The organism is Curtobacterium flaccumfaciens, from assembly GCF_004361695.1.
In the GTDB taxonomy this organism is placed as follows: domain Bacteria; phylum Actinomycetota; class Actinomycetes; order Actinomycetales; family Microbacteriaceae; genus Curtobacterium; species Curtobacterium flaccumfaciens_B.
This window is the reverse complement of record NZ_SNVW01000008.1, coordinates 26,221-48,483: the sequence shown is the minus strand read 5'-3', so window position 1 is coordinate 48,483 and position 22,263 is coordinate 26,221. Positions and strand designations below refer to the sequence as shown.

The window sequence follows — 22,263 nt, the reverse complement described above, 5'->3', positions numbered from 1 at the left end:
ACTCCTGAACTCCAAACGTGATACGTTGCCGTACGTATGAAAAGGGATGGTTCATGGTGAACCTTGTACTCAATGGGGCTCTACGCACCCAGACGTCCGTTGCCGATGGCATTGACGCGATGCGGCGGCGGGTAACGCTCAAGCAAGATCGAGTCGTGGTGTTGATCCTGGTGGCAGTCGCAATCGTGATTGCTCTCGGGCTCGTCACGGCGTGGTGGATCGCCTGCCAGAACAAGGGCATGTATCCCGCGATGGATATGCCGTCGTTCAGCGCCGGCGGCACCTGGAAGCTGTACTGCAAGAAGTGAACAACGTCGAGGTGCCCGTGGAACCTGTCCTGCATGTAAGCGGAGTCCGCAAATCGTTCAACGGACGAGCAGCACTCAATGACTTCTCTATCACCATGCATCCCGGATCGGTCCACGGGCTCCTCGGCTCCAACGGTTCAGGTAAGAGCACAGCGCTTCACATCATCACCGGAATCACCGAGGCAGATGCCGGCACGGTCCATCACAACGGGATATCTGTGGAGCATCCAGACGCTCGGAGCCGATTCGGACTCGCCCCCGACGATCTCCCGTTGCCTCAATCAGTCACCGGCCGAGAATACTTGAGGCTCCACGACTCGTTGCGCGGACGCGATGACACAGAGTGGGCCGCGGATTTCGCGCGAGTTCTGCGGATCAGGCACGCCCTCGGAAAACCAATGTCGTCGTATTCGCACGGGATGAAACGTAAGGTCCAACTGATATGCGCACTAATGCACAGACCATCGCTCCTTATACTCGACGAACCCTTCCGCGGACTTGATCCTGACACTGCGGGCACGCTGCAGAAGTGCCTCGAGCTACATGCCGCGAGTGGAGGCTCGGTCCTGATCGCGACACACGACCTACTTCGCGCCGAAGCACGCTGCGAGCACATCACGATGCTCCATGACGGAGACACCGTCAAGAGCGGGACGACGGCGCAGATCGTGGCCGAATACGGCACACTCCAGCAGTGCTTCTCGATGAAGACTGCGACAGCATCCACCTTGCGCGCTCGCGATAGTCGACTCAGCGCCTTATTCACCGCATCATGAAGGAGACGTCCAAATGAAAGCAGCCAGTACAGCCGCAATCGGGATCATCCTTGGCATCACAACGGCGTTCCTCGCAATGCTCGCAACGGTTCTCGTTGCCGCCCTCAGCGAAAGCCCCGCAAGCATACCGCTCGTCTTTTCGGCATCCGTCGGCGAAGAGAATGGTCTTCCGTCAGTCGAGTTTCTGCCCAACGGACTTGGTCTTCTCGCAGTGATAGCGGTCGTCGCCCTTCTGTACACGTGGGTGCGGATCCGCGCGCAACGACACCGATGAATCAGATCGGCAGAGTCGCTTCCATTGCGGCTTCGGTCTGGCACAGTGAGCTCGCGGACACACTGGGCATATCAAGACGGCGAGTGACCGTAGGCACCACGGTCGCAGCTATCGCTATCCTTGGACTCGGCGCGGGGCTTGGTGTCGCCACAGTAACCTCCCTCGATTCGACCATGCCGGTCGACGTCTCCAGGATGATGGTTCAAACTGCTGCTTCCGGCGCGCTACTCAGCGCAACTCTCATCAGCTTGATCGTCACTCTTATCGCGCCCGCCCGCTCGTCTCTGGACAACTTGATCTGCATGTTGCCGGTCACGAACAGCGCGCGCCTCATCGGTCCCGCGATTCCCACGACGCTGGTCGCATTCACAGCAGGCATTGCTATGAGCATGCCCGCCATACTGGTGGCAGTCCGAGTATTAACCTCTATGGCCGCCGCCACCGTTCTCATCGGAATTCTCCTCCTGGGCGTTATACTCGTCCAAATACTGCTGCAGGCAATACTGCACGTCCTCCAATCGGTTCTCACCTCGATTTTCCGATTGCCGTCACCCATTGCAATGACCTTCAGCGGGACAATAACGCTAGCATTGTCCCTTGCGGCATTCGGACGTCAACTCTTATCCCTGCCGAGGCTTGCGAATTCGGGCAACCCGTCTGTCGAACTTCCCGGGATCATCAGTGACCTCGCAGTTGGTCGGGTTCCTCTCATGAATTCGATCATGTTCATCGCCTGGGTCGGTGGAGCGTTCCTCATCACCTTGCTGGCTGGTCGCGTTCGAAACCACAAGCGCTCAGCACCGGGCAAGGTTGCGTTTCCTTGTGACGCACTGGTACGTGGCTCGAAGGGTGTCCTTGTCACTCAAGTGCTGATCATCATTCGCGCCCCTCAGACGGCTTTGGCGCTGATGGGAGGACTCGCCCTCCTCGCCGCCGTCGCCTCGGTCCCGGCGGGGAACCTCCCTGCAGAGCTGCGGATCGGTCTTGCCGCCTCCCTACCATCGGCCGGATGCGCGCTCGTGCTCTTTGGGCCAGGTCGGATTCTGCCTTGGACCTGGGTCGGGGCAGCCACCAAGAGCGAGCGATCATGGTGGGTCGTTCCCCTCGGGATGGCGCACGTCAGCCTTGCCGTGCTCGTGTGGGTCGCTTTGACCTCCATCGAGCTTGCGCTGGGCGTACTGGAGGCGGGAGATACCCCATCTATGCTCGCACGCAGCCTTCTTCTCCTCGGTGCTGCCGCCCTCGCCGGAATGCTCGTGCCGTGGAGCGAAACACAGCAGCTCTCCGGCAGCGTCGGACTCGTTCTCGCAATGGGTCTTTACCTCGCAACAAGCTCACTATCTGCTCAAATCGCACTGATCTCGACAGAGGCCGTCGGAATGACGCTCACCCTCTTATTTGCCGGGGTTCTGACAGGATTTGCTGTGCTGACCGCACACCGGCTGACGAGAACACGGTGAGGAACCACCGCGATGCAGCGTGCTGCGGCAGCGCCCGCGGCAGTGTCCGTTGCTTTGAATTCGACGTGGTACTACCCATCAGCTCGAGACGCGACCGGATGCTCGCGCTCGAGAACGGATTCATCAGCGAAGACCGGCCCGCGTGGGTGCGAGCATTCACCGGCCGAAGCCTGAACTGCAGTGGGAGCGCGCGCAGTCTGGCCCTACTGTTCAACTTGCAAGGGATCGTGTTTGCGTCGGCAGCAGGCCCGATTCTGCTGGCGCTCTTGCTCGCATCAGCGCGACCAGCCGTCGGTGCGATCGCGGTGGCACCTCTGATAGGTGTCCTGACTCTCCTTTGCACGAACGCGTGCCACGAAGCGGGCCATCTCCTCGCCTTCGCATTGGTCGCTTCTCCGTCCCGTCGTCCCCATGCACACGCCGTGGCACGACTCGGGCTGGCACACATTGTCCGTCCTGAATTGAGTGCTGGACGCGAGATCTGCGTGGTTCTGAGCGGACCTCTCGTAGCCGCGACGGTATGCGGGCTCATTGCGTTTCTGATGCCTCACGTCTTTGCTGCGATCGCGATCGCGTGCGTGGGGGCGGGACATGTGGCAGCGCTGGTGGCACCGGTTGGAGATGGGGCCAATCTTCGAACCGCGCTCGGCCGCTGGAGCGCATCCGGCGTCCGTCGCGATTCGGGCGAGCGGCAGAGGGTTTCCCCACCGCAATGATCCGATCGGCGGGGACGCCGAAGCGCATCGGTAAATGTTTCTAGATCAACCTGAAGCGCGGCCCGTCGTAACCGTCGCGGGAGACGTGCGCCGTGAAGTCGGCGAGCGTTCGGACCCAGTGCCCGCGTTCGCCGTACAGCGCCTGGTACACGACGACCGGCTCCTCGGTCTCGACGTCCCGGGCGACGAGGAGCACCTCGTAGTCGTTCCCCTTGAAGTGGCGGTACCGGCCGGGCGTCACGTCGTCGCTCATGCCCCGATGCTAGGGCCGCTCCTCAGGCGCTCGGTACGCTCGGCACCATGAGCGAGCAGACCGAGCAGGCACGGACCGAACGTGGCCTCGACCGCCTCGTGAACTTCTCCGACGCGACCGTGGCGATCGCGATCACGATCCTCATCCTCCCGCTGGTCGGCATCGCCGGTGAGCTCACGCACGGGGAGAGCGCGGGCGACCTGCTCAGCGAGAGATGGCCTGCTGTCCTGGAGTTCGGCATCACGTTCTGGGTAATCTCCCGCTTCTGGACGCTGCACCACCAGGTGTTCGAGCACGTGCGCTCCTACAACCTGCGGATCGTGCGCCTGAACTTCCTCTGGCTGCTCAGCATCGTGTTCCTGCCGTTCGCCGCCAACCTGCTCAACACCGGCGAGAGCGACGACCGGGTGTCGCACGGGCTGTACCTCGGCAGCATGGTCGTCACGAGCCTGACGCTCACCGTCATCGAGTGGGAACTCCGACGCTCTCCGGAGCTGCTGTCCTCCCCGCTCGGGGACACCTGGAAGGGCCCGACCGCCGCCGGCCTGCTCGCCCTGGCCCTCGTGCTCGCGATGATCTTCCCGTCGGTCGGCCTGTACTGGGTGCTGCTCCTGCTGCTGCAGACCCCGATCGCTGCGATCGTCCGTCGCCGCCGCTGACCTGTCACAGTCGGTCATCTCGGTGACCCGGACGCCCGAACGACGTACCGTCACGGCATGACCGTCATCGCGGCCGTCGCCGTCCTCGTGGGAGTCCTCGCACTCGCCACGGTCCTCGGCGTGGTGCTGCGCGCGCGGACCGGACGCGCACGAAGCGGCCGCACGGACACGCTCCCCACCGCGGACCTCGGTCCTGCCGACGCCTTCGGCACCGCCGCCACCCTCGTGCAGTTCTCCACGCCGACGTGCGCTCGCTGCCCGGCCACCCGTCGTCAGCTCGACGCCGTCGCCGACACCACCCCCGGTGTCACGCGCATCGAGATCGACCTCGCCGAGCGCCCCGAGCTCGCCCGACGCTTCGACGTCATGCAGACCCCCACGGTCCTGCTCCTCGACGGTGACCGCGCCGTCCGCACCCGCTTCGGAGGGCCACCCCGTCCCGCCGAACTCTCCGCAGCCCTCGACACCGTCCTGACCCCAGGAACAGAGGAGTCCCGATGACCACGCCCACAACCCCCGCCAACGGCATCGATCCGCGTTCCCCACGCTTCGGCGCGGCCATCACGACCGTCCTGCTCGCCGCGACGATCGTCATCACCCTGATCCCCGCGACGTGGGCGGCCGGCATCGTCCTGCTCGCCGTGATCGTGGTCCTCTTCGCCATCGGCGGCATCGCCGGCATCCGTCGCCACCCCTACGGCGCGCTCTTCCGCCGGTTCGTCCGCCCACGGCTCGCCCCGCCCGCCGAACTCGAGGCCCCAGAACCCCCGACCTTCGCCCAGCAGGTCGGCCTGGTCATCACGGCGCTGGCGCTCGTCTTCGCTCTGGTCGGCGTCCCGTACGCCGCGCCCGTCGGCGCCGCGATCGCGCTGTTCGCCGCGTTCCTCAACGCCGTCTTCGACGTCTGCATCGGCTGCCTGCTCTACGTGTGGCTGGTTCGGGCGGGCGTCTTCCGGCAGCGGACCACGGCCTGATCCCGGTCTGGAGGCGCGGCTCGCCTCCGCCCCGCCGCTCGCGTCATCGGCAGAACCCGTTTGCGGAACTCCGCACCGTTTCGTGCCGCGGGGTGCAGCGAGGATTGACGAAGCTGAGCGAACCGCTAGTTTCATGTCATGGCATCGAACGGCAAGGTCATCGGCGGCGCGTACGTGGACTCGATGGTCAGCGTCGCCGCGTTCGGGAGCGGGATCGTGATCCAGAGTGGCTTCCGGGGGCGCAAGGTGAACACCGAGACAGTTGCGCGGTGGCACGAAGTCCCGCTCGAGTCACGCACCGCGAAGACCGCGAGCGCGGTGGGGCAGGCCGTCGCAGAGGCCGTCCTGCCCCGATTCCTCAGCCGGGGCGCGTCGGCCGCGATCGGCGCTTCGATCGACTCGTCGACGCGGGTCCCGCACGGCGTCCGCATCGAGTGGTCCGACGACAAGCCGCCGTCGCTCCTCAAGCTCCCCGACGACCTCTTCGCCCACTTCGAACTCGTCCTCGGTGCCCTCCGCGAGGAGCCTCCTGCCGATCTGGTGACGGGTCAAGCAGCGGTCGCAGTCGTGACGACGGCGCCGGTCACACCCGACGCCCCGCAGACGCTGACAGAGCAGGCCTTCTCCATGGTGTCCGGTCTGATCAAGGAACGCACACGGCCCAGCGACGTCGCGCCCGACGTTGCTGAGCAGCTCGTGCAGCTCGCATCACTCCGTGACGCCGGAGTGCTCACCGAGGCGGAGTTCACGACGAAGAAGGCCGAGTTGCTCGCGCGGATGTGAGCCGGGAGGCGCGGCTCGCCTCCGCCCCGCCACTCACGTCACCGACGGCGGAGGCTCCCCCCATGGCAGCCTCCGACGCCCGCGTCGGGTCACGCGGTCAGCGCCTGCTCGCTCAGCGTGACCAGGTCGTCCGCGCGCAGGTTCGGCCAGCCGTGCAGCAGCTCGCGCCACTCCGCAGGCAGCGCCGATGCCCCGTAGAGCGCCCCGGCCAGACCTCCGGCGATCGCCGCGACCGTGTCGGTGTCGTTGCCCGTGCGGACGGCACGGACGAGGGCGTCCTCGAGCGAGGTGCTGTGCTTGACCGCCGCGTAGGCGGCCTGCATCGCGGAGACGACCCACCCGTCCGAGCCCGTGAAGTCCACCGGCTCGGAGTGCTCCGCCGTGACGAGCCGGTCCACCCACAGCCTGCGGCGGTCGAGGTCGAGCAGGTCGAGGCCGCGGAACACGTCGAGTTCCCCAGTCATCACCGCGTGCCGGATCGCCACGCACCAGAGGACGCACGCGTCCCCGGCGTCTGCCTCGAAGTGCGTCAGGTCGCTGATCGCCCGCGCAGCCGAGGCGAGCCGCTCCTCTTCTCCGAGGTTCCCCCGCACGTACGCGAGGACCAGCGGCGCGGTCCGCATCAACGACCCGTTGCCGGCGGAGCGGCCCTTGAACTCGTGTTCCTGCCGGGCCGCAGCGCGCGCGCGGGAGGCGGTCCGTGCCTCCAGGCCGGTGAGGACGTTGCGTGTCTGGATGCCGACGTCGGGCGCGTTGACCGACCACGCTGCCCAGGCGGCCACGAGGCCGTCGAGCGCTTCCTCGGAAGCGGGGTCGCCGCCACGCGCGACCGTGCGGAGGATCGGGACGGCCATGCTCGTGTCGTCCGTCCACTCCCCCGGCGCCCAGCCGAACGAGCCGCCGCCGGCCATCCGGATCGGGGTGGGTGCGGGGACGGCGGGGCGGAACTCGTATCCGGCGCCGAGGGCGTCGCCGGCGGCGGAGCCGAGGACGGCACCGACGGCCCGGTCGACCTGGACGGTGGTCTGCGTGGTCATGTGAGCCTCCGATGCAGGTTTGCGCGAAATTGCGTAAAACAGAGTCTGCACGCTCCTGCCGGTTTGCGCAAGTGTGCGTAAACTCGTGTCCATGACGAACGAGTACCGCGACGCCGACGGCAAGCGCCTGACGGACTACCCGCGCCCGTCGGTGGCCGTAGACACCGCGGTGCTCACGGTCCCCGCGGGCGGACCACTCTCGGTGCTGCAGGTGCTCGACGCGGTCGTCGGGGACTGGCGACTGCCGGGGACGTTCGTCCACGAGAGCGAGCGGCTGGCTTCGGCCGTCCTGCGGTCGCTCTCCACGAAGGCCGGCGTGACGGGGCTCGCGCCGGAGCAGTTGCACGTGTTCGACGACCCCTCGCGGGACGACCGGGGGTGGGTGCTGTCGGTAGCGCACGTCGACGTGGTGCCTGCTTCGTCGCTGTCTGCGACCCTGGACGCGTCGCGTGCTCGGATCGTGCCGGTCGAGGCCGCCACGGGCATGGTGCACGGGCACGACGACATCGTCGCGTTCGCGGTTGATCGGCTCCGTGCCGCGTACGCGGGTGCGCCGGATCCGCACCGACTGCTGGCCGAGCCGTTCACGATGACGGAGCTTCGGCGGGTGCACGAGGCCGTCCGTGGCGAGGCGCTGCTGCCGGACTCGTTCCGGCGGGCGATGCTGCCGATGCTGACGGCGACTTCGGCGAAGCGGGCCGAGGGGCCGGGCAAGCCGGCGACGCGGTACCGGCGACTTGCGGGACGCATCGAGTGAGTAGAAGACGTCGAGTCCACTGCGGCGACCCGACGTTTTCTGCTCACTGAACGAACGAACGCACGCGCGCCCGCGCCAAGCGCCACCGCCGTAACACGCAATTTACTTTCACGCCTGGCGCCCACCCTTGCAATGCGCTTTCATGGAGCGCATGACGATCACCGATCGCACCGACCGCGCCGACGCGTTCGCCCTCGTCCGCACGCAGTCCCGCACGATGCCGACGAGCATGCGCGCCATCGCCGACGCCGTCCTCGACGACCCCTCCGCCGCGGCCACCACGAGCGCCACGGACCTCGCGGGCGTCGCCGGCGTCTCCCCCGCCACCGTCTCGCGCTTCGCCCAGCACCTCGGCTACGCGAACTTCGCCGAGCTGCAGCGCAGCATGACCCGCGCCGTCGAACGCGGCATCCACGAGCGGCACGAGACCGAGATCCACGCCGGCGTCAGCGTCGACGACGACGTGCTCACCGTCATCGCGAAGGTCACCGAGGACGTCCGCGCCGTGATGAGCGACACCCGTGCGACCCTCGACCCGCACGCCCTGGAGTCCGCGGCGGGCAGGATCAGCGAGGCCCGCCGCGTGGTCCTCTACGGCGTCGGCGCGAGCGGCATCGTGGCGCGTGACCTGCACCTCAAGCTCGAGCGCATCGGCATCGCGAGCTCGATCGCCGACGACCCGCACAACGCCCTGACCCTGGCGAGCGTGCTCGGCCCCGACGACGTCCTGGTCATCACGAGCCACTCCGGCACGACGACCGAGGCGCTCGAGGTCGCGACCGAGGCGAAGATGCACGAGGCCACCGTCGTCGCGATCACCGGCCACGCGAACTCGCTCCTCACCCACCACGCCGACCTCGTGCTGCTCGGTGTCGCCGGCGCCGAGAGCGACCTGCGCCCCGCCGCGATGGGCAGCCGGATGAGCCAGCTCGCCATCGTCGACGCCCTGTTCATCGTCGTCGCCCAGCGCACCGACGAGCGCTCCCGTCCCCTCCTGGCCCGCAGCCGCCACGCGGTCCGCACGCACCACCGTTCCTGAATCGAGCACCATGCCCCACGACCAGCTGCACCACGACGTGCACCATGACCACCTGCGCGACGAACTCAAGGACCTCACCACCGAGGCGACCGACGCGAGCCTCGACGACATCGACCTGGTCTCCACCCTCGAGGCTGCCCAGCGCATGAACGCCGGCGACCGCAGCGTGCCTGCGGCAGTCGAGCCGTGCCTCCCGGCCATCGCAGAAGCGGCAGACCGGATCGCCGCAGCGTTCGCGCGTCGCGGCAGACTCGTCTACGTCGGCGCGGGCACGCCGGGCCGGCTCGGCGTCCTCGACGCCAGCGAGTGCCCGCCCACCTTCGGCACCGACCCGTCGCAGGTGGTCGGCCTGATCGCCGGGGGCGAGGTCGCGTTGACGACCGCCGTCGAGGGCGCGGAGGACGACGAGGAAGCGGCGGTCCGCGACCTCGACGCACTCGGCCTGTCGGCCGACGACGTGGTCGTCGGGATCAGCGCGTCCGGCAGGACGCCCTACGTGATCGCCGCCATCCGGGAGGCCCGCCGCCGCTCCGCGTGCAGCGTCTCGGTCGCGTGCAACGCGGGTTCGGCCGCGGGGCGGCACGCCGACATCGCCATCGACGTCGTCGTCGGTCCCGAGTTCATCGCCGGGTCCACCCGCCTGAAGGCGGGGACCGCGCAGAAGCTCGTCCTCAACATGCTCACCACGCTCGCGATGGTGCGCAGCAACAAGACCTACGGCAACCGCATGGTCGACGTGCGTGCCACGAACGCGAAGCTCGTCGCGCGGGCGTTCACGCTCGTGCAGGACGTCACCGGCGCCCCCGACGCCGAGGTCTCCGCTGCCCTGTCCGAGAGCGACGGCGAGGTGAAGACCGCCATCGCGGTGATCCTCACCGGGGCGTCCGCGTCGGACGTCCGCGAGCGTCTCGCCGATGCATCCGGCTCCCTCCGAGCCGTTCTCTGACCCTTCCCCGCAACCCGAATCCTTCCCCCGAGGAGCACCATCAATGACCGATGCACAGCAACTCGCACAGCGGATCCTCGACACCGTCGGTGGGTCCTCGAACATCGCCGACGTCGAGAACTGCATGACCCGACTGCGGGTCGAGGTGGTCTCTGAGTCGTCCGTCTCGCTCGACGAGCTCAAGGCGACCGACGGCGTCATGGCCGCGATCGCGGCCGGCTCGAACCTGCAGATCGTGCTCGGCCCGGGTCTCGTCGACCGCGTGGCCGTCGACCTGGAGGCACTGCGCACCTCCGCCCCGCCGGCTGCGGCTGGTGGCTCCGGTGCGTCCGGTGCATCCGGTGCATCCGGTGCTTCACCTGACGAGCTGGCGGCTCGCGGCGCCGAGATCAAGGCGTCGGCGCGGGCCCGCTCGGACGGCCGCACCATGCGCGCCATCCGCCGCATCTCCGCGATCTTCATCCCGCTCATCCCCGCGCTGATCGCCTGCGGTCTCATCGCCGGGATCAACGGGATCCTGACGAACCTCGGGTGGCTGCCCGGCGTGACGCCGTTCCTCGGCGTCCTGTCGTCCGGGTTCCTGTCCCTGCTCGCCGTCTTCGTCGGGATGAACGCCGCGAAGGAGTTCGGCGGCACGCCGATCCTCGGTGGTGCCGTCGGCGCGATCGTCGTCGCCGCCGGGGTCGCCAACGTGACCGTGTTCGGGCAGACTCTCGCTCCCGGGCAGGGTGGTGTGCTCGGGGCGATGGCCGGCGGCATCCTCGCCGCCCTGGTCGAGCGCTTCATGCGCCGGCACACGCCGGACGTCATCGCGCTCATCGTCGTGCCGACCGTCACCGTGCTCGTCGCCGGGTCGATCACCCTCGGCATCCTGATGTCCGTCGCGGGCGTCGTCTCCGTCGCGATCGGCACCGCCGCCACCTGGCTCCTCGCCAACGGCGGCGCCTTCGCCGGGTTCATCCTCGGTGGGCTCTTCCTGCCGCTCGTCATGACCGGCATGCACCAGGCGCTCACCCCGATCCACACCACGCTGATCGACCAGACCGGGTGGACCGTGCTGCTGCCCGTCCTCGCGATGGGCGGTGCTGGGCAGATCGGTGCCGCGATCGCGCTCTGGATGCGCTTCCGTCGCAACGAGGCGCTCTCGCGGACGATCCGTGGCGCACTGCCCGCCGGCCTCCTCGGTGTCGGCGAGCCCCTCATCTACGGCGTGACGCTCCCCCTCGGTCGGCCGTTCATCACCGCGTGCATCGGTGGCGCGTTCGGCGGCGGAGTCGTCGGGCTGTTCGACCAGCTCGGGCACTCCGTCGGGGCGATCGCCATCGGCGCCTCGGACCTGTCGCTCATCCCGCTGCTCAACGGTTCGTCAGGGTACGGCTGGGCGCTGCTCGGCTACGGGTCGGGCCTGATCGTGGCGTACGTCGTCGGGTTCGTGGCGACGCTGCTGTTCGGGGTGTCCGCGTCGGTGAAGGCCGACCTCGAGGAGCAGTCCGCGCCCGGGGCGCCGCTCGACCTGGTGTCGTCGGCCGTGCCGGCGGACGCGACCGATGCGCCTCCTGCTGCCGGTGCCGCGGGGACTCCTGCAGCCGGTGCTGGCGCCACTGCCGGTTCTGCTCGTGCGGGGGCTTCGCGCTGATGCGGTTGGGCGCGAGCGCGTACCTGGCGCATGCTCCGTCGGCCGGCCCGACCTTCGCGGCCGCAGCGGAGGCGGGTGCGACGCTCGCGTTCACCTCGTTGCACATTCCGGAGGACTCCCCCGCCGGTGCTCGTGCCGCGGCGACCGCGATCGTCTCGGCTGCTGCGTCCGCTGGGCTGTCGGTCGTGGCCGACGTCTCTCCCAACAGCGCTCGGTTGCTCGGGGATTCGCCGTGGGAGTTCCTGCGGTCGATCGGAGTGGCGCGGGTGCGGATCGACTTCGGGTTCTCGGTCGCCGAGATCCTCTCGATCGCAGCCGTCCTGCCGATCGCGCTGAACGCGAGCACGCTCCGTGCTGCTGACCTCGCGCCGTTCGCTGCCCTGGACGTCGAACTCATCCACAACTTCTACCCGCGGGAGTGGACCGGGCTGGGGTTGTCCTCGGTCGCGGCGTCGGTGTCAGTCGCCCGGCAGTTCGGCTGGCGCGTGGGTGCGTTCATCGCGGGCGACTCGGTCCGCCGAGGGCCGCTCGGCGAGGGGCTGCCGACCGTCGAGGAGCACCGGAACATGCCGCCGTTGTTCCAGGCGCTGTCGCTCGTCGACGCCGGCGTGGACGACGTGTACGTCGGAGACCCGGCGCTCACGGATCACTCGTGGTCGCGGCTGGGGTCGTTCGTCCGCGAGGACCTCGTCGTCCTCGAAGGCGCCGCCGCCCCGGGCGTACACCCGGCGGTCATCGAGGCGCTGGCGGTCCCCGACCGGAACCGCCCCGATGCTGCCGAGGCGATGATCCGGCTCGAGCACTCGCGGGAGCGGTTCGCCGGGCTGCCCCTGCCCGAGGTCGGTGGGCAACCGAGGCCCGCGGGCTCGGTCACCGTGCAGTTGGCGTCGGCGGGGAGGTACTGCGGGGAGGTGGCGATCACGCTGCAGGACTTGCCTGCGGACGACCGCGTCACCGTCCTCGGGACGCTTGCCGGTGCCGTTCCCCCGATGGCTGCTCGCTCCCTCACAACCGTGCTCCGCTGACATTCGTCCACCGAGCGCCGTCCGACCGTGCGGAGTCGAGACCACTCGACGACGATCCTCGAGATGGAGCACTGGGAAGCGGACGACGCGCGCCGACGACACATGGCGCGGTTCGGCCGCCGGGACACTGCACCCGAGCTCGCCGTCCGACGCGAGCTCCACAGCCGGGGACGACGCTTCTTCATCGACCGGCGAGTCAGTCGACAGTGCCGAGTGCGTCCGGATCTGGTGTTCCCACGCTCCCGGGTCGCTGTCTTCATCGACGGCTGTTTCTGGCATTACTGCGAGGAGCACACCCACCTCCCGAAGGCGAACGCGGAGCTCTGGCGGCGCAAGCTGCTCGCCAACCGCCAGCGAGATGCGCAGAATCAAGCCGTCCTCGTCGGCGAGGGCTGGCGCGTACTCCGCTACTGGGAGCACGACGACCCGGCGGTCGCTGCGAACGCGGTCGAGAAAGAGCTCGACCGTTGGGCCGCGATCGTTCGTGCCACAGCACTTCCTCCCCAACGATGCCATCGTGGGGGAGGTCGTCGCCGGTCCATTGATACGAGCGACGACTGTGCCAAAGGATGAACATCACGTATCCATCGCGTCGACGACGAGCTCAATGCGGAGCTCCTCCGCGATCGCCCTTCGGACGCACCAGGCAGGAGAAGACGCCGATCGCGGCAGCCGGTTGTCATCACCGGCGAGGTTCGTTCGCCAGGTCGGGCCGACCTGACGCCGTCAGCTGGCGAACTGCGTGAGATCGAGCTTGGTCTCCGGCGTGGCGACCGATGATTCCAGCCAGGGCAGGATGTGGGTCGCGATTGATCGGGCGAGGGCAACCGGCACCGCGTTTCCGATCTGCTTCGCTATCTCCGTCTTGCTTCCGTACCAGCGAAAATCGTCGGGGAAGCCTTGTATCCGCGCAGCCTCAAGATGGGTAATCGGTCGATCTTCTGTCGGATGAAGGTATCGACCCTTCTCAGGCTTGAAGAATTCGGTCCGAATCGTCACTGACGGCCGGTCGAACCAGAGACGACCCATCACATCACCTGAACCAGTCGTATGCTTACGCCAGCCTGGGGTCGACAGGTCGTCCGGCAGATCCTTCCTATTCCCGCCGGGTGGAATGGCCCGGTAACGGCGAAGCGACGTCTCGGTAGGATTGCGCGTCAGGTGCAGCTCGGTCGTTCGGTACGGGCCTCGTCTCGTCGCTCTGTCCGGAGGGAGTTCCGTGTCGACGACCTTCCGCGCCAACCCCCTGAACGCGTCCTCGACGGTGGTCCGACGGGTCGTCGTGGGCGGCGGTCCGAGCGGAGGAAGGCCGCTCTTGCGACCGATTACGAAGACTCGTCGGCGAGTCTGCGGGACGCCGTATTCGGCAGAGTTGAGAACAAATGGCTCGATCTCGTAGTTTGAAAGACCGCCGCCCGGTCGCACCTCGTGCCTCAGATCCTCGAACTGCGGAGAGCGGAAGAACTGAGGTACGTTTTCAATGATGAACGCCGTCGGCTGCAGACGTTCGAGAGCATGCACGTATTCGCGCCAGAGTACATTTCTCGGGTCGAGCGGGTTTTGCTTCCCGAGGGCCGAGAAACCCTGGCATGGCGGTCCACCGATGACGACGTCCGCCGAGGCAGGGAGCTCGCCTTGGAGCCAGTCACGGATGTCGCCACTGAACACGTGGTCGCCGAAGTTCGCGGCGTAGGTCTTCGCTGCCATCCGGTCGATCTCGACGCCCGCGATCGGCGAGTAGCGGCCCGCCTCCACGAACCCTTGCGTCATACCCCCACATCCCGCGAAGAGGTCCACGAGTTCGAAAGTTGACATGCGCTGATACTAGATCGAGCGGACGACGGTGCTGTCGCCGGCGCGCCGTACCAGCACCAGCGCCTCGACCTGACGGTCGCAGATTCGGGATCCTCGTTCGCCCACGGCCCCGGTCCACGCTCGCCCTGCTCCCTCGAGCGCGAGGCGAACGTTCAGATCGCGCGGCGCGTTCGCAGCGCGCCCGCGCTCCACCAGTCGCGATTCGTTCACGGCGGCCCTCGTTGCACTGGACGGGCGCGCAGGCGGAATGCACCGACGCTGCCTCGGCTGAAGGCGACGTCATGGTACGCAGCTGGCGCGGTACCGGGACCTACCAGCGTCAGGCGATAACGGTGAGCGCGCAGTCACCATCAAGGCCCGACCTCAGCCTTCGTGTCGCAACGACATTATGGAGCAAGACGAAGGCCAGCCGTCTCATCGCGCGGCACCGGACGCATGACGGACCGCCTAGCTCAGGCTTGACCCCCACTTCGGGCCCAGGCACGACTAACGCCCGGCTGCGACACGTCCTCATGTTATGAATGAGTGTCGACATCACGACAGAGGAGTCATCGTGGACCTGTACCCACTGTTCGGAACCTGGGCAAAGCAGTTCGGGCTGGACGCTGCCGTCGTGAAGTTCTCGGCGATCGGCGGGCCTGAGCTGGCGGCAACCTACAAGGAGCAGTTCGAGGCCGACCTAGAGACAGTACAACTGGGCGGTCCAGCAATCGTCGCAGCGGGCAGCGAATCCTGGTACTCGGGCTCGTCCGATGGGTCGATGTTCTGGCCGCCACTCCGGGCGCACTTCCGGGATGACCAGAATTGGGGATCCGAACGCCTCAACGACCTCGAGAGGGCAGCGAACAAAGTCGTCGCTCACACTCCGCGACCGGATCGGCAGCGTTACCAGGCCAAGGGTCTGGTCGTGGGATATGTTCAAAGCGGCAAGACCACGAACTTCACCTCGGTGATCGCGAAACTCGCCGATGAGCAGTACAAGTTCATCATTGTTCTTTCCGGCATCCACAACGGACTGCGAAAGCAAACGCAAGCACGGTTGAATAGTCAACTCAAGGGCCTGAACAACGAACACTGGATCACGCTTACCGACGAGGACCGCGATTTCGGCCCACAGGCCTCTGATGCGGTTAGCCTTCTCAAGTCAACGGAAAAAGTAGTACTTGCGGTGGTGAAGAAGAACGCGACCGTGCTCGAGCGACTGATCAATTGGTTGAGCACTGATGGAGCGCGCGGGGCTCTCGAAAATCTTCGAGTTCTTATCATCGACGACGAGGCCGACCAGGCGTCCGTCGCCACGGGGCGAATCAATCCCTTGATCCGCGAGCTGCTCGCTCTCTTCCCGAGAAATACCTACATCGGCTATACGGCCACGCCGTTCGCCAATGTGTTTATAGACCCCGCATCCGCGGACCTCTATCCAAAAGACTTTATCCTCAACCTGCCTCGGCCGGAGGGATATTTTGGGACCGAGATGATCTTCGGTGCCGATGTCGTCGAGGGAGAGAACCAGGGTCCGGCTCCCGACGGGTACGACATGGTGCGGATCGTCCCCGAGGACGACGTCCAGTTGCTGCGGCCCGCGGGAAAGGCGACCCCAACGGGATTCGTGCCGACCATGACGCCGGACTTGGTCGACGCCGTCCGCTGGTTCTGGCTCGCGACCGCAGCGCGCCGCGCGCGTGGCGATCGCTCGCACAGCACCATGCTCATTCATACCTCCGTGAAGATCGACGTGCAGGAATCGTTTCGGGACCCGCTCGAAGAATTGCGATCTCGAGCCTTGACTGCGATCCGCGCCGGGGACGAGATTTTCATTGGCGAGCTCCGAACCCTCTGGGAGAGGGAGACCGCGCGAGTGGACTCGATGAACTGGCACGGACGGCAACAAAACTCGTTCGAATCCGTGCTCCGCGAACTCGGCGACGTGCTCGATTCGCAACGAGTCGTCCTCGACAACTATCGGAGTACAGATCGGTTGGACTACTCGTCCGGGCCTGTGGTCGCCATCGCGGTAGGCGGCAACACCCTCTCGCGTGGGCTGACGCTCGAAGGTCTCGTCGTCAGCTTTTTCGTCCGTACGGCATCGGCGTACGACACACTGCTGCAGATGGCACGGTGGTTCGGATTCCGGCCCGGATACGAGGACCTCCCTCGAATCTGGATGACTCACGCGCTCGAACGAGCGTTCCGGCATCTGGCTACCGTAGAACGCGAGATGCGGGACGACATCGACCAATACCAGCGCCAAAACCTTCGGCCGACGGACGTTGCAGTCAGGATCAAGACGCACCCGTCCCTGGCGATCACGGCGAAGATGGGCGCTGCAGCCCCAGCAGAGGTGTCATACGCCGGACGACGGCTCCAGACCAGGTACTTCCTCCGTGAGGATGGCACCTGGCTCGAGAACAACCTCGCCGCTGCCTCCGATCTCATTCAGGACCTGTCCTCCGGCGGTCGCGAGCCTGAGCAGCGCGGTTTGGCGGCGCTCTTCCGCGACGTACCCGCCCACCTCATCGTGGCCTTCCTTCGCCGTTACAACGTGCACGAGGATTCGGCAGACATGATGCCGCGGCAGCTCATTCGGTACATCGACGGCCAGCGAAACGGTGAGCATCCGGCGCTCGAGAAGTGGACCGTAGCGGTTGTCCAGAGCTCCGGAGCAAAGGTCGCGCTCGGAGGCCGGCCTTTCGGATCTGTAATCCGATCGCGACTCGACACAGGCGTTGACTCCATTGCAGACATCAAGACCCTCATGAGTAAGCGCGACCGCGTGCTCGACCTACCGACTTGGGAGAGCTACGACGCCGCAAGGCCAGAGCATGAACTAGTGCAACAGCGCGAGCGCGACACGGAGTACCGCTCGCGCGGCCTTCTCGTGCTCTATCCCATCGACGCGCACAGCGAGCCCGTAGCGCCCGCGCGCGGGGGCGTCGCCCGTGTCCCGATGGACGCGGTCGCGCCAGTGATCGGATACGGAATCGTGTTCCCCGGTAGCGTCGGAGGTGGGACAACGGTCGAGGTGACCCACATGGCAGTTGACCTCGCCGGGGCTTCCGGGAGCGCTTGGGACGAGGACGAGGAACAGCGAGAAGACCTGCAGGAAGCGCTCTATTCGGAGGAAGGCGACGAGTCATGACGACCGAATCGCGCTTTGTCTCTACGTTGGCGCGCGCCTGGGCCGTCCTAGTACCGCCGCGCACCGCCGAACTGTCATCCTTCCTGCTTGACCCGCGCGCGGGGGAATCCGGGCCACGCGCCGCGGTGGATCGCGAGGGGCGCCAGCATCTCCTCGTCCCGCACACGGACGACGCTTCAGTCCTCGTCGTCGAGGAGAATTCGGCACTGGCCATGAGCTCGCGAACGCTGGCGTTCGGCTCCAGTGCTCTCGACTACGTAGACGTGGCATGTCATGACGCTTCCCTCCGTCGAGAATTCGATCAGGTCTGTGCTGACATCCTCGAAGCGTTCGAGGAAGACGGCGCGTCGCACGCCGCAGCGCGTAGCGCACAGGTCATCGGTCGTTGGCGACGACTCCTTCGGACCGTGCGATCGCGCGCTTTGAGCCCAGAGCAGCGGATCGGGCTGTTCGCAGAGCTAAACGTCCTGCGAGCACTCGCTTCGGTGGGCCTAGCAGACGCCGACAGCTGGACGGGTCCGGAGGCCAAGCCACACGACTTCGAGTTCGACTCCGCGTCGATCGAGGTCAAGGGAGTCGGAGTGGACGCGGATCACATCGTGATCCATGGAGTCGAACAATTGGACGCACTGGATGGGAAGCCCCTGCACCTCGTCGTCATGGAAGTCCGCGAGGACGTTGGCGGCGAGCGACTGGCCGATGTTCTCGCCGAAGCCGAATCGGCCGTCGTGACGCCGAGCGCTCTCCGAGCCAAGGTCAACAAGCTCGGGTACAGCTCCGATGACGACGAGACTCGCTTCTCGCTAGGACAGGTTTACATGGTTCCGGTGACCACGGGCTTCCCTCGGATCATTTCCGATGACCTCGTCGCCGGTGTCCCGGACGGCCTTTCGCGTCTTTCTTACCGTCTCGATCGCGCCGTTGTCATCGGGCTCATGCGACCCGCACATCTGGATGAGATCAAGGGCGCAATCGCGTGAGCGCTCGGTGGTGGTCGCAGCCGTTCGCCGAAGAGGGATCTGCTACAGCGGAAGGCATCATCAACCAGCTCGGGCGACCAGCGCTTAACGAATTGACCGTGCTCGTTCGGGAAGCAGCGCAGAACAGCTGGGATGCGCGCGCCGGCTCAGACACGGTGGACTTTACCGTCGAGGTCGCGCGCCTTGGTGAACTTGCGTCCGCATGGGCGCGTCGGCTGACGCCTGCCCCCGACGGAGGCGCCGTCGCTCAACTGCCGGATTACTTGAAGCCTGAGTCCGTGATCGTGACGGTGTCGGACCGAAACACTCGCGGCCTGGGCGGACCTGTGCGGGCGGGATCAAAGGCGCCCGACGGGACAAGGAGTGATTTCGTCCAATTCTTGCGGAACGTCGGCGAGGCGCGCGACAATGAATTCGGTGGCGGTACGTACGGATTCGGCAAGGGCATCTTCTACAGACTCAGCGGCGCCTCGACGATCCTCGTAGACAGCTACGTAGCGGACGGAACCGAATCGGAACGTCGACTCATGGGAGCTGCCCTCGGCGCGAGCTTCTACAACGACGACGAGCGGCGCTTCACAGGTAGGCACTGGTGGGGGAACGTCCGCGACGGCATCCCCGACCCCCTCCTCGGCGAGGACGCCGCATCGCTCGCCAGTGAGCTCGGCTTGCCCGGGTTTGCCGACGGGCGCACCGGGACCGACATCGTTATCGTAGGTGCGCAGCTCGATTCCCCGGACTCCGAAATCGACTCCTTGACTGCGGCGGGGGAATTCCTCGCTTCGTCTATCCTCTGGAATCTCTGGCCAAAGATTGTTCGATCCGACGCGGAGAAGGCGCCTATGCGATTCTCAGTCAAAGTGAACGGCCGACCGATCGAGGTGCCGGATCCTTTCGGCGTGCCCCATCTTCGACCGTTCGCGGAGTCGCTCCAGATCGTCCGGACGGACGGTGGTACCCCTCATACGAGGAAGTCCGCACCACGCGACGTAGGAAGGTTCGCAACCGAAATCGGTGCAGCCGAGGCACATTCGTCACCCGTCGTCGACCGTGCACGGCCCTTCGTCGGAGCTCCCCATCACGTCGCGCGCATGCGTCTGGCGGAGCTCGTGGTTGACTATTTTCCGGGGCCCGAGCATCCGGATCCCTTCTTCTCATACGGTGGAGTGTTCCGGTCCACGGTCGAGTCCGACGAGCACTTCGCCGCAGCGGAACCTCCGACCCACGACGATTGGGTCGAGGCTGGACTCCGCGGAACTAGTCGAGGCGTCGTGCAAAACGCACGCCACTTCATCAAGCGCGCACTCGAGGAGAAGTTCGGTGTTGCTGCCAGGGCGCAGGGGCGAGGTGCAGCGGGACTCGGGGTGGTCGCGGCGCGACTCGCTCGACTGGCCCCGGGCATCTCCGCTGGCGGAGCGACCCGGACCCTCAGTCACCCCGTCGGCGGGCGGGGCAGGCGACGCGAGGGCGCAAAGTCGAGGACCGCACGAATCCTCGAAGGGCCCGCCCTTTACGTGTTCGGTGACCATCCATTCGTCGTCACACGGATCTTGATCCCGGGTGGCACCTCGGAAAGTGTGTGGCTTGCCGAAACGTCGGTCGTTCTCGATGGTGGTGGTCGAGAGTCGGCAGCATTCGCTGGCGCGCAAACGCCGACCGTCCTCGAGTGGCGGCCCGTCACCGGCGGATCGCCGGTCGCGGGCAACGCGATCATGATCGGACCTGGGGCGGACTCCGAGTGGTGGGTGTATGCGACTTACGTGGAGGACGCCGTCGTGCGTGTGACTGTCAGGAGGTCAAACGATGCCGAATGAGGTCAAGCCGTTCCGGGTGCCTTCGTCGGAGAGTTGGCGCGTTGGGGAGTGGCAGCTGCTCAGGGACGGCATCTGGCAGGCTTTGCCCGATGTGCTTGAGGACTGGGACGCAGACACCGATCTCCAGATACGTCAGTTGATCGACGTTGATCGAGAAGTCATCGTTGGACAGTCGGCTCTTCAACTAGGAGCCGCGCTCGTGGTGACCGCGTCCTGGTCCAGCTCGAGCAGTCAGATGACTGATCTCATCGATCGTGTGCCCGTGACCGATCGCATCGTCACGATCGAGGCGACGCTGCCAGCGGGGCGCATCGGAGGCGTCCTCACGATCACCACATCCCTCGCTCTTGCAGAGTCGGGGAGCGCCGGAGCCGTGGCATCGCCGAAGGAGCCCGGATCGGTGTTGCTCGATTCGACCGCCACGGTTGCACTTCAGGGCGACGGCGCGATGTTTCCGGTCGCGGTGATCGATTTCGCGGCGACGCCGTTCGACGTCGATTCGAGCTGGGTCCTCGAAGTCTCGAGCGATCTCGAAGCACCATTCCTTGGCGTTTTCCAGTTGCTTATCAACGAGCGTGACGAGGAGCTTGTTCGAGCAATCACCCGGCCGTCCGCCGATGCATCGGATCGGCAGCTGGTATTCGCCCTGGAAGAGGGCGTAGCCGGGATTCTTGCTGAAGCGGCCCTCGCAGTTCGTGACGAGCTTCGCGACGATGGCGGCTGGGACGCGGGAACCGTGGGAGCGGTGCTCGTTTCGATGCTTGACGACGTCGAACGCCGAGGGCTATCGCTTCCTGGCTCGGGTCCCGAGGCGGCGTCCGATTTCAGGAGCCGCCTCAGCGGCGTGGTCCGCTCTCTTGGATACGGCAGGAGCTTTACGTGAGTGTGTTGTGGCCACGGTTGACGGCTTCGGTGGCCACCGCCATGCACGTCGAGGCGCGCCGGGGTGCTCTCTCGCCTGCGGACAGCCACCCCGCTCAGATATTTGCCCCCGTCGGCGGACGGCGCGCGACATCGAACGAGGTTGCGATCCTGGCCTCCGGCATCCGGCAGCTCGCCGAACGATTCGGCTTCCCGGATCCCAGCGAGGCGTCCGCGCGGATCGCCTTCGACCGCGCGGCCGCCCCCCTCATCCGAGAGAAAATGGATCTCAGCTGGTCGGAGGCCTCCGCTCGAGACGTGTGGTCCTTCCTCGCTCTCGTCGCTCTGCCCGACGTCACCTCATGGCGGTTCGGGACGGAGAACCCCGAGCGATGGGTTGCATCGGATCCGAGTCGGCACACCTGGTCTCGACTGTGGTGGCAGGCAACTGTGTTCGAAGGCGATTTCGCGCTTCTCTCCGAGCTCACTGAGAGCGACCTTAATCAACTCTTCGAGCGCCGACGGATTGGTGGGAATCCGCGTCTGGCACGGGCCATCGCGCGCGCGGTCGTTTCTCGGACGGCCAGCGGCGAAGGGCGACGGGACATCATTCGTGACGTGACCGCGCGAGTCCGCCGTCGCCTGGCATGGGCGGACATGTACTCGCTCGAGTCGAGCGTGCTGGACTCGGTGATGTCCGGGTTCGTCGAGGAGTCGATCCGGAGAATCCGGCAGTCTTAGTCTTTCGCCCCATCGCGAAACCGCGTCAAACGTTCGGACCAATCCACGGATCCGCGGAGCCGCCGAGATGTCCGACGACTGAGTGCCTACCGGTCAGACGATCGATCCCGCGTCCCGCGTCCCGCGAGCTTCGGCGCTCGCTGCCCAGGCCGCCGGCAGCAGCCAGTCAGAGCTCGGCGGCAACGCCATGGCGACGACTTCTGCCGACCTTCCACCCGTACACGTCGGGCCAGACCTCGCCGACGACCCTGGCCGCATCCGTTCCCGGCG

The 22,263-nt window shown here is 66.4% G+C and carries 23 protein-coding genes; 19 read left to right on the top strand and 4 right to left on the bottom strand.

Annotation, left to right across the window (positions count from 1 at the left end; all coding sequences use genetic code 11):
* Positions 1 to 53 precede the first annotated feature (53 nt).
* The 4 genes from EDF64_RS12050 to EDF64_RS12035 all read left to right on the top strand — a co-directional run bounded on the left by EDF64_RS12050 (position 54) and on the right by EDF64_RS12035 (position 2,818).
* Positions 54 to 308: a hypothetical protein gene (locus EDF64_RS12050; RefSeq protein WP_133520237.1), complete on the top strand. Its 255-nt coding sequence runs from the start codon at positions 54 to 56 to the stop codon at positions 306 to 308.
* On the top strand, positions 305 to 1,084 hold the full coding sequence (locus EDF64_RS12045; protein WP_133520236.1) for an ABC transporter ATP-binding protein: 780 nt from the start codon (positions 305 to 307) through the stop codon (positions 1,082 to 1,084). Before EDF64_RS12050 ends, EDF64_RS12045 begins: the two co-directional genes overlap by 4 nt.
* 13 nt (positions 1,085 to 1,097) lie before the next feature.
* Positions 1,098 to 1,358: a hypothetical protein gene (locus EDF64_RS12040; RefSeq protein ID WP_133520235.1), complete on the top strand. Its 261-nt coding sequence runs from the start codon at positions 1,098 to 1,100 to the stop codon at positions 1,356 to 1,358.
* A gap of 83 nt (positions 1,359 to 1,441) precedes the next feature.
* A complete protein-coding gene (locus EDF64_RS12035) occupies positions 1,442 to 2,818 on the top strand; it encodes a hypothetical protein (RefSeq protein WP_133520234.1) in 1,377 nt (458 codons plus the stop codon).
* Positions 2,819 to 3,574: 756 nt separating this feature from the next.
* On the opposite strand, the gene EDF64_RS12030 is transcribed toward EDF64_RS12035, so the two are convergent.
* Entirely contained in the window at positions 3,575 to 3,787 is a 213-nt protein-coding gene (locus EDF64_RS12030; RefSeq protein ID WP_133520233.1) for a DUF1653 domain-containing protein, read from the bottom strand.
* Between the two features lie 47 nt (positions 3,788 to 3,834).
* On the opposite strand from EDF64_RS12030, the gene EDF64_RS12025 reads away from it, so the two are divergent.
* The 4 genes from EDF64_RS12025 to EDF64_RS18520 all read left to right on the top strand — a co-directional run bounded on the left by EDF64_RS12025 (position 3,835) and on the right by EDF64_RS18520 (position 6,203).
* The gene (locus EDF64_RS12025; RefSeq protein WP_133520232.1) at positions 3,835 to 4,446 is read left to right on the top strand and encodes a TMEM175 family protein; all 612 of its coding nucleotides are present in this window, start codon (positions 3,835 to 3,837) and stop codon (positions 4,444 to 4,446) included.
* A 57-nt stretch (positions 4,447 to 4,503) separates the two neighbouring features.
* Positions 4,504 to 4,947, top strand: a complete 444-nt coding sequence (locus EDF64_RS12020) for a thioredoxin family protein (RefSeq protein ID WP_133520231.1) — start codon at positions 4,504 to 4,506, stop codon at positions 4,945 to 4,947.
* Positions 4,944 to 5,420 carry a DUF4395 domain-containing protein gene (locus EDF64_RS12015; RefSeq protein WP_133520230.1) on the top strand — a complete coding sequence of 159 codons (477 nt, stop codon included), beginning with the start codon at positions 4,944 to 4,946 and terminating at the stop codon, positions 5,418 to 5,420. Before EDF64_RS12020 ends, EDF64_RS12015 begins: the two co-directional genes overlap by 4 nt.
* 138 nt (positions 5,421 to 5,558) lie before the next feature.
* A complete protein-coding gene (locus EDF64_RS18520) occupies positions 5,559 to 6,203 on the top strand; it encodes an SHOCT domain-containing protein (RefSeq protein WP_243736371.1) in 645 nt (214 codons plus the stop codon).
* An 89-nt stretch (positions 6,204 to 6,292) separates the two neighbouring features.
* Here the strand turns inward: EDF64_RS18520 and EDF64_RS12005 are convergent, their stop codons facing one another.
* Positions 6,293 to 7,240, bottom strand: a complete 948-nt coding sequence (locus EDF64_RS12005) for an ADP-ribosylglycohydrolase family protein (RefSeq protein ID WP_133520229.1) — start codon at positions 7,238 to 7,240, stop codon at positions 6,293 to 6,295.
* Between the two features lie 91 nt (positions 7,241 to 7,331).
* Between EDF64_RS12005 and EDF64_RS12000 the strand changes: the two genes are divergently transcribed.
* From EDF64_RS12000 to EDF64_RS11975, 6 genes are all read left to right on the top strand, one after another.
* Positions 7,332 to 7,997 (top strand): NUDIX hydrolase, encoded by a 666-nt coding sequence (locus EDF64_RS12000; protein WP_133520228.1) that lies wholly within the window; start codon positions 7,332 to 7,334, stop codon positions 7,995 to 7,997.
* A 151-nt stretch (positions 7,998 to 8,148) separates the two neighbouring features.
* The gene (locus tag EDF64_RS11995) at positions 8,149 to 9,036 is read left to right on the top strand and encodes a MurR/RpiR family transcriptional regulator (RefSeq protein WP_166645713.1); all 888 of its coding nucleotides are present in this window, start codon (positions 8,149 to 8,151) and stop codon (positions 9,034 to 9,036) included.
* A gap of 10 nt (positions 9,037 to 9,046) precedes the next feature.
* On the top strand, positions 9,047 to 9,982 hold the full coding sequence (murQ, locus tag EDF64_RS11990) for an N-acetylmuramic acid 6-phosphate etherase (protein ID WP_133520226.1): 936 nt from the start codon (positions 9,047 to 9,049) through the stop codon (positions 9,980 to 9,982).
* 43 nt (positions 9,983 to 10,025) lie between these two features.
* Positions 10,026 to 11,618, top strand: a complete 1,593-nt coding sequence (locus EDF64_RS11985) for a PTS transporter subunit EIIC (RefSeq protein WP_133520225.1) — start codon at positions 10,026 to 10,028, stop codon at positions 11,616 to 11,618.
* Positions 11,618 to 12,643, top strand: coding sequence for a MupG family TIM beta-alpha barrel fold protein (locus EDF64_RS11980; protein WP_133520224.1), 1,026 nt, complete (start codon positions 11,618 to 11,620; stop codon positions 12,641 to 12,643). Before EDF64_RS11985 ends, EDF64_RS11980 begins: the two co-directional genes overlap by 1 nt.
* Before the next feature lie 63 nt (positions 12,644 to 12,706).
* On the top strand, positions 12,707 to 13,216 hold the full coding sequence (locus EDF64_RS11975) for a very short patch repair endonuclease (protein ID WP_133520223.1): 510 nt from the start codon (positions 12,707 to 12,709) through the stop codon (positions 13,214 to 13,216).
* 153 nt (positions 13,217 to 13,369) lie between these two features.
* Here the strand turns inward: EDF64_RS11975 and EDF64_RS11970 are convergent, their stop codons facing one another.
* Together EDF64_RS11970 and EDF64_RS11965 are read right to left on the bottom strand one after the other, a co-directional pair.
* Complete coding sequence (locus EDF64_RS11970) at positions 13,370 to 14,458, bottom strand: DNA cytosine methyltransferase (protein ID WP_133520222.1); 1,089 nt, start codon at positions 14,456 to 14,458, stop codon at positions 13,370 to 13,372.
* A gap of 9 nt (positions 14,459 to 14,467) precedes the next feature.
* Complete coding sequence (locus EDF64_RS11965) at positions 14,468 to 14,668, bottom strand: hypothetical protein (RefSeq protein ID WP_133520221.1); 201 nt, start codon at positions 14,666 to 14,668, stop codon at positions 14,468 to 14,470.
* Between the two features lie 343 nt (positions 14,669 to 15,011).
* Here EDF64_RS11965 and EDF64_RS11960 point away from each other — a divergent pair, with 343 nt between their 5' ends.
* From EDF64_RS11960 to EDF64_RS11940, 5 genes are all read left to right on the top strand, one after another.
* A complete protein-coding gene (locus EDF64_RS11960) occupies positions 15,012 to 17,597 on the top strand; it encodes a Z1 domain-containing protein (protein WP_166645712.1) in 2,586 nt (861 codons plus the stop codon).
* Positions 17,594 to 18,577, top strand: coding sequence for a PD-(D/E)XK motif protein (locus tag EDF64_RS11955; protein WP_133520219.1), 984 nt, complete (start codon positions 17,594 to 17,596; stop codon positions 18,575 to 18,577). Before EDF64_RS11960 ends, EDF64_RS11955 begins: the two co-directional genes overlap by 4 nt.
* A gap of 98 nt (positions 18,578 to 18,675) precedes the next feature.
* Positions 18,676 to 20,391, top strand: coding sequence for a hypothetical protein (locus EDF64_RS11950; protein ID WP_133520218.1), 1,716 nt, complete (start codon positions 18,676 to 18,678; stop codon positions 20,389 to 20,391).
* On the top strand, positions 20,381 to 21,274 hold the full coding sequence (locus EDF64_RS11945; protein WP_133520217.1) for a hypothetical protein: 894 nt from the start codon (positions 20,381 to 20,383) through the stop codon (positions 21,272 to 21,274). The genes EDF64_RS11950 and EDF64_RS11945 overlap by 11 nt, the downstream gene beginning before the upstream one ends.
* A gap of 29 nt (positions 21,275 to 21,303) precedes the next feature.
* Positions 21,304 to 21,993, top strand: coding sequence for a DUF6339 family protein (locus EDF64_RS11940; RefSeq protein WP_133520216.1), 690 nt, complete (start codon positions 21,304 to 21,306; stop codon positions 21,991 to 21,993).
* Positions 21,994 to 22,263 lie beyond the last annotated feature (270 nt).